The 5,046-nt window shown below is 60.3% G+C and carries 9 protein-coding genes; all 9 read right to left on the minus strand.

The annotated features are described in order from the left end of the window. On the minus strand, nt 1-329 hold a 329-nt coding region (locus ACTH3D_RS12580; RefSeq protein WP_441667469.1), incomplete at its 3' end, for an HGGxSTG domain-containing protein. Nucleotides 330-727: 398 nt separating this feature from the next. Beyond that, entirely contained in the window at nt 728-1,030 is a 303-nt protein-coding gene (locus tag ACTH3D_RS12585; protein WP_441667470.1) for an addiction module antidote protein, read from the minus strand. Beyond that, nucleotides 1,027-1,359: a type II toxin-antitoxin system RelE/ParE family toxin gene (locus tag ACTH3D_RS12590; RefSeq protein ID WP_441667472.1), complete on the minus strand. Its 333-nt coding sequence runs from the start codon at nt 1,357-1,359 to the stop codon at nt 1,027-1,029. Before ACTH3D_RS12590 ends, ACTH3D_RS12585 begins: the two co-directional genes overlap by 4 nt. A 97-nt stretch (nt 1,360-1,456) precedes the next feature. Beyond that, nucleotides 1,457-1,657, minus strand: coding sequence for a hypothetical protein (locus ACTH3D_RS12595; RefSeq protein ID WP_441667473.1), 201 nt, complete (start codon nt 1,655-1,657; stop codon nt 1,457-1,459). A gap of 16 nt (nt 1,658-1,673) precedes the next feature. Then, nucleotides 1,674-1,952 (minus strand): hypothetical protein, encoded by a 279-nt coding sequence (locus ACTH3D_RS12600; protein WP_441667474.1) that lies wholly within the window; start codon nt 1,950-1,952, stop codon nt 1,674-1,676. After that, the gene (locus ACTH3D_RS12605) at nt 1,945-2,421 is read right to left on the minus strand and encodes a hypothetical protein (RefSeq protein ID WP_441667475.1); all 477 of its coding nucleotides are present in this window, start codon (nt 2,419-2,421) and stop codon (nt 1,945-1,947) included. The genes ACTH3D_RS12600 and ACTH3D_RS12605 overlap by 8 nt, the downstream gene beginning before the upstream one ends. Next, nucleotides 2,421-3,962, minus strand: a complete 1,542-nt coding sequence (locus ACTH3D_RS12610; RefSeq protein WP_441667476.1) for a YfjI family protein — start codon at nt 3,960-3,962, stop codon at nt 2,421-2,423. The genes ACTH3D_RS12605 and ACTH3D_RS12610 overlap by 1 nt, the downstream gene beginning before the upstream one ends. Beyond that, nucleotides 3,955-4,473 (minus strand): hypothetical protein, encoded by a 519-nt coding sequence (locus ACTH3D_RS12615; protein WP_441667477.1) that lies wholly within the window; start codon nt 4,471-4,473, stop codon nt 3,955-3,957. The genes ACTH3D_RS12610 and ACTH3D_RS12615 overlap by 8 nt, the downstream gene beginning before the upstream one ends. Further along, complete coding sequence (locus ACTH3D_RS12620) at nt 4,470-4,973, minus strand: hypothetical protein (RefSeq protein ID WP_441667478.1); 504 nt, start codon at nt 4,971-4,973, stop codon at nt 4,470-4,472. Before ACTH3D_RS12620 ends, ACTH3D_RS12615 begins: the two co-directional genes overlap by 4 nt. Nucleotides 4,974-5,046: the final 73 nt, after the last annotated feature.

Raw genomic sequence — 5,046 nt, forward strand, 5'->3', positions numbered from 1 at the left:
AACCGCTCCCTAATGTCGCTCACATGAATCCCTTGGCGGCGCAAAGCTTCTATAACCTCAGCTTTCCTTGCTGGATCATCAGGCGCTTCCACCTCGACTGGCTCCGGTCGCTTCGCCCTCGGTCCAGACTTCGGCCCAGTGGATAATCCCCCGTGGAGACGACAGCGGCCTGATGCGTACAGGTCCCGGCGCTTGCACGGTGTCCCTGCTCTTGTCTTGGCACCACAGCGCAAGTCGCTGAGCTCCTCCGGGAAGGCTGTGCTTCCTCCCTTGGTCGTGGCTCGGGTCCATTTACGGTATCGGCGTCGCAGCTCGTTTTGATCGTCCATCAGTGGTCCTTCTCGCGTGCGTACTGCTCCAAAAACTCCTCCCGCCTGGCGATGCGTCCAACGCTGAACACACCGGGCTGGGCCTCCAGGTGCGCAGTCAGAAGTGCGCACCGGAGGTGTGCACCAAGTATGTGAACTACCGGCACCAGCTACCTTGTTCCACCTGCTCACTTCCTTAACCAGCGGCGGGCAACACGCACTGGCCACGGATCGGGCCAGGCCCTGATGTGATGCGTCGGTATAGCTACGATCAGCCGGGTGCCATCTTCCAGGTGAATGCAGCGGTTCGTGATTGTGCGACGGGTTGGCATGGGTGCTCTAGCAAGGTGCTGGCGCCAATAATAACGCAACAGCACCAGTGATTGCCGGGGCCGTAGTCAGCGATTCATCTCAAGCGACTATGGAGCGTGGGTAAGGTCGTGAAAGTGAATTCCTGTCGCCTTGATAACAGTAGTCAGGGTTTTCAGGGTGGGATTGCCAGTGCGAGACAGGGCGCGGTACAGGCTTTCGCGCGACACCTTGGCACGCTTGGCAATAATAGCCATCCCGCCTTGGGCCTCGACGACGTGTCGTAGCGCCATCAGAAAGGCCGGTTCACCGCCTTCTTCATCCAGCTCGTTGAAGGCCGTGCGCAGATAGTCGGCGGCCATGTCGGGATCGCTACGCAGCATATCGACAACCGCATCATCGTGGCTTCTCATATCTTGGTTCTCCTTCGATGGTCAGCCAGAAACGCCTTGGCCTGCTCGATGTCAGCCTGCTGGCGCTTCTTGCTCCCGCCTATCAACAGCATGACTAAGCGTCGGTCTATCGTGGCGTAATAGACGCGATAGCCTGGGCCATAGTCGATTCGCAACTCCATCACGCCATTGCCTACGGCCTTGGCATCCCCAGCGTTGCCTGTAGCCAGGCGGTTAAGGCGGGTTAACACGCGCATGGCTGCGCGGCGGTCCTTATGCTTGGCGCTATCCAGCCAGGCTTGGAAAGGGTCGTAGCCATCGGCGGTCAGGTAGTGCGTCAGCTCTATCATGGAAGATCATTGTAGCTTAAAAGATACAAAAAGCCATGTTCGATCAGTGAAACGCCCCAGCGATTGCCAGGGCCGGTGATGTTCAGTTTTGTTCAGATCAGTGCAGCGGGTTGGGCGGCATGGTGCGTAGTTGGTCGGCAAAGCCAGCTTTCTCGGCATGGGCCAGTGGATCGCCCTCATCCGCGTCCAGCGCCTTGGCAAGGTGATCAGCGGCCCATGCCTGGCCAGGCGTCAGATACTCGATGCCGGTGCCCTCATGGGCGGCTTGTGCGAGTGCGTCACGGGTAATAATCGTCATGATGGTGTTCTCCATGTCAGGCCGCAGGTGGCGGTGTTGGTGTGCTGTCCTGCATCGCTGCAATCATCCCGGCCAGGGTGCGAAGCCTGACACTCACCAGCCCAGCCAAGGCACCTTGTGGCATTTGTCCGTCGATGCGCTCCAGTGCCTCGATAGCAGAATTCAGCACGTGGCGGTTGGAGTCATGCTTCAAGGCAGACAGCAGCAGCTCGGCCTCATCCACGATCACCTGAGTTGCACGCATCGAGCGCAGGCTGGCCAGTAGGCGGGTGGCTTCCCGTATTGCGTCATCCATGAGTCTCATCCTCCATTGGTAGCGGTAGACCAGGCCATGCCGCCTTAGCCTCTGCCAATGCTTTGTTATCGCTCAGCAACCGGTGGCACTGCCAGCGGGCAGCACCCACGCTCGGGGCCACCTCAAAGGCATCATCCAGCGCAGCGGCAAGCTCGGCTCGATCCTTACGGCTCATCGGTGCCATGACATGCCGCGCTCGACGTACCAGCTCGGGACCAAGGTCACGGCCTACCTGTTTCACCAGCACGCTGATGATGGTGTCGATGTCGGACAGCGGGCCGGGCGCCTGATTTTCATCAAATGCGCCGGGCGGCCTACCTACAGAACCTACAGAAGCGCTTGGGTCTGACGTCTGGTTTTCATCAAATGCGCCGAGTGGGGTGCCTACAGAACCTACAGAAGGTCTTTCGTAGGTTTTGTAGGGTGGCTGACTGGTGCTTTTCTGGATTTTTGAGAGCCAACGTCCCATTACTTTCCCTCCTGCTGAGCCACAAGATCGGGGTGCCAGTAGTAATCTGTTCGGGGGCGTCCAGCGGTTGGCGTTTCGATAGCGGTCAGGTAGCCGTGCTCCTCCAGTAAGCTGAGCGCGCCTTGCACCGCCTCACTGGTATCCAGGCCAGACCATCCGCGCTGCTGTACTTGCCGGGCCTTGAAGGGCTGGGGCAGGCGGTCGCGACGGCTGAGAACCATCTTTGCCGCCTCTATGTCTCGGTTCGTCGAGGCGCTGTACAGTCGCTCGGCATGAGTACGCAGGAAGTCTGCCCACTCGAGAGCACGCAGCGTTGATACCTCGCCTACCTCGCCATGATCACCGTCCACCACGGCGAACAGCAGCGCCAGGCTGCCCACGGTCTTGGGCATCTTCATCAAGTGCTCAGCCATCAGCGGAGACAGGCTGCCGGATCGACACTCTTGGTTGATCTCCACCATCCAGGTGATGAAGTGCTGCTGTGCGGCTGCGGTGAAGCGCCAAGCGGGTGGGTTGCCGTCCTCATCGGCACCAAGGTCTAGGCCATGTAGCCGGTAGAACACCCGAGAGTATTCTTCTTTGGCCTGGGGGCCGGGCGTGCGGTCGATCCATTGCCAGTCACGCGCCGGATCAGGCCATACAGCCAACTGGAAGCGCTGGATCAGACCATCGTTAGACGTGCCTTTGCTGGCACCGCGCACAATAGGCGCCAGCTTGCTGGGCTGGATGCCGCCAAGCAGATTTAGGGCGCAGCGCTCGATAGCCACCGTTCCGCGCCCAATGCGGTCATAGGTGAAGCGTGAGTCACCGTTGTAGCACTCCAGGTAAAAGGCTCGGTCGGCTGCATACTCTTCCTGCTGCATCTTGCTGAGCAGCCCTGCCATCTCGTCACGCACGATGGTCAGGTGGTGCTCGCTCCCGTTCATCAGCTCGCCGGCCTTCTCCACGGTGGCATCGTTCATGGTGAGGCGCTGGGCATTCTGGGCTGGCGCCAACTCCTCCACGCTGGCCAGCACGTCCTTGGCGGCCTGCATATCGCCCTTGTCGGCAAAGCCTTTGGCTTTCTTCTTGGCAGCAGCCTTGGCCATCTCGTTAAGCTCGGCATCAAGCTCATGGTCCGCCTGGGCAGCTTCAAAGGCGCGCCGCATATCCGCCTCGATAGCGTCAATGGCAAAGCGCATGGCCTTGATGGCCGGCGTCTTCATGGCCGATGGGTCGCCCACCAGCAGCGCCCAAAGCACGATGACAATCTCCCAATCATCATGCTGCTTGGGCCTGAGCCGTACCTTGTGGCCCATCAGGCCAGATAGCAGGGCCAGTGCAGCAACGGCGCAATACTCGGGCGGGCACTGGATGCGCTGCGAGACATCCATCACATAGCTACGCAGATCAGATGGCAGCATCTCGGGGTTGAATGCCTTCACCGGCGGCAGGCTGTCAGGCAGCGGCGTTGGTTTTGTCGGTTCCTGGGCGCGTTCCAGGTGTGCATCGTTCAGGCTGTCCAGGAAGGCGGCACCACGGTCGATAGCGGGTTCACTCATAGCAGCCCACCTCCCTTGCAGCGTTACGCAGGCGACCGGCAGCAACAGCCAGTCGGTCGGTATCGGCGGTCGGCAACGGCTTGCCGCTGTGCAGGTGCTCGGCAGCCATCAGCACGATCAGCGCTTCACTGGCGAGCGATGACAGCACGTCGCGAGGAATCCAGCGCTGTGAGGGTGAGACGGGCCGGCTCCAGGTGTCGCGTTCACGCCTGGGGAATAGGTCGGACAGCTCCAGGCCAACGGCGGCCACGATGTCGGCAGCGCCACAGCCAGACCAGCACTTGAGCAGGATCTTTCCGTCATCAGCCAGGCGAATGTTGAGCGATGGGCTGCGGTCGTCATGTGCAGGGCAGCAGGCTTGCCAGGCGTCGGAGCGGGTCTGCTTCACTTTGTCCAAACAACTCAGCAAAATGTGCGGATCAGCGGGGTCGGTGGTAATATAGCCCTGAGCTTGGCCGCTCATGTGATTTGGATTAGCCCGCCTTTGTGCGGGCTTTTTCATGGCTGTCATTTGGTGTTCTCCTTCGCCTCACGGCGATGGTTGAGCTGTGGAAAGCGCTGAACTAGCCAGCGCCAGGCGACGATCAGCGCATAGGCAATGGTGAACATCCGCCTCCCTCCTCTAGCATTTCCTCTCGAACGAAGCTGGCGCTCGTTCAGAGCGGCGGCGATGATGTCCAGAGCGATCAGCAAGCCATTACGGTGGGCTAAGGGCATGTTGGTATTGCGTAGCACGCTCACCAGCGCCAGCAGGACCGCATGGGCTTGGTCTAATGTGCTGATGTTGCCGATACGTTCAGCACTGGCCAGATTGGCGGCATCCTCAAAGCTCAACCGGCCCGGTACAGCAACCGTCCCCACCAGGGCATCATTCACTCGCACGGGGCTTTCATGGCCAGCCGGCGGCAATGTGGCCTGTCCTTCAGTGTCGAATTGCTCGGCCACGGCCCGCAGGTAACAGGCCAGGTCGCTGGCGCTTTCGCCGTGTAACGTCAGGTCGATAGTAGTCATGCCGTCGCCTCCATGGGCTGCCATGGGCTGCCATTGGCACGTTCCTGTTGTTCAGCCCTCACCCCGTCCAAGG

Origin of the sequence: Halomonas sp. (assembly GCF_052095765.1) — a bacterium.
Taxonomy (GTDB): domain Bacteria; phylum Pseudomonadota; class Gammaproteobacteria; order Pseudomonadales; family Halomonadaceae; genus Halomonas.

Excerpts from the sequence above, each read along its gene's own strand:
- ACTH3D_RS12585 (WP_441667470.1), bottom strand. The coding sequence starts at position 1,030 with ATGAGAAGCCACGATGATGCGGTTGTCGATATGCTGCGTAGCGATCCC.
- ACTH3D_RS12590 (WP_441667472.1), bottom strand. The coding sequence starts at position 1,359 with ATGATAGAGCTGACGCACTACCTGACCGCCGATGGCTACGACCCTTTC.
- ACTH3D_RS12595 (WP_441667473.1), bottom strand. The coding sequence starts at position 1,657 with ATGACGATTATTACCCGTGACGCACTCGCACAAGCCGCCCATGAGGGC.
- ACTH3D_RS12600 (WP_441667474.1), bottom strand. The coding sequence starts at position 1,952 with ATGGATGACGCAATACGGGAAGCCACCCGCCTACTGGCCAGCCTGCGC.
- ACTH3D_RS12605 (WP_441667475.1), bottom strand. The coding sequence starts at position 2,421 with ATGGGACGTTGGCTCTCAAAAATCCAGAAAAGCACCAGTCAGCCACCC.
- ACTH3D_RS12610 (WP_441667476.1), bottom strand. The coding sequence starts at position 3,962 with ATGAGTGAACCCGCTATCGACCGTGGTGCCGCCTTCCTGGACAGCCTG.
- ACTH3D_RS12615 (WP_441667477.1), bottom strand. The coding sequence starts at position 4,473 with ATGACAGCCATGAAAAAGCCCGCACAAAGGCGGGCTAATCCAAATCAC.
- ACTH3D_RS12620 (WP_441667478.1), bottom strand. The coding sequence starts at position 4,973 with ATGACTACTATCGACCTGACGTTACACGGCGAAAGCGCCAGCGACCTG.